General features: G+C 63.8%; 1 protein-coding gene and 1 pseudogene. Both read left to right on the top strand.

What is annotated here, in order from left to right; translation table 11 throughout:
• Positions 1-185 (top strand): annotated as a pseudogene (locus tag ACWTU8_RS31885) (tetratricopeptide repeat protein); the annotation flags it as partial.
• A gap of 82 nt (positions 186-267) precedes the next feature.
• Positions 268-627, top strand: a 360-nt coding sequence (locus ACWTU8_RS31880) for an FGGY family carbohydrate kinase (protein ID WP_455851262.1), incomplete at its 3' end; no start/stop codon positions are given.

Below are 627 nucleotides of genomic sequence, written 5' to 3'. Positions count from 1 at the left end.
CCAACCGCTTCGGCGGCAGCCACGCGCAGCGCGACGTCATCGACCTGACGCTGATCGAAGCGGCCTTGCGGGCCAGTGACCGCGCGCTCGCCGGGGCGCTCACGGCCGAGCGTTCGATGGCGCGGCCGGACAGTCCGTTGTCGGCGCTGCTTGCGCGACGCGCGGCCGATTTGTCAGAGAATTGACCGCAAGCCGATCTTGCCTTAAAAACTGGCTCAGCCAGATTTTTTCGAGACCCGAAAAAAATAAATGGCATGGGAGGATGACATGTATCTCGGCCTCGACCTGGGCACGTCGGGCGTCAAGGCGCTGCTGATCGATGCCGGACAGACCGTCGTCGGCTCCGGCCATGGCTCGCTTGACATTTCGCGGCCGCATCCCGGCTGGTCCGAACAGGATCCGTCCCACTGGATACGCGCCTGCGAAGACGCGATCGGCGAACTCAAGGCTTCCCATCCTAGGCAATTCGCGGCGGTGAAAGGCATTGGCCTGTCCGGTCAGATGCACGGCGCGACCTTGCTCGATTCGGCTGATAAAGTGCTGCGCCCCTGCATCTTGTGGAACGACACGCGCAGCCATGCCGAGGCAGCAGTGCTCGACGCCGATCCACGCTTCCGCAAGCTCACC

It is taken from the genome of Mesorhizobium sp. BHbdii, from assembly GCF_053848045.1.
The sequence above is the reverse complement of the archived record's forward strand: the minus strand, read 5'-3'. Positions and strand labels throughout refer to the sequence as shown.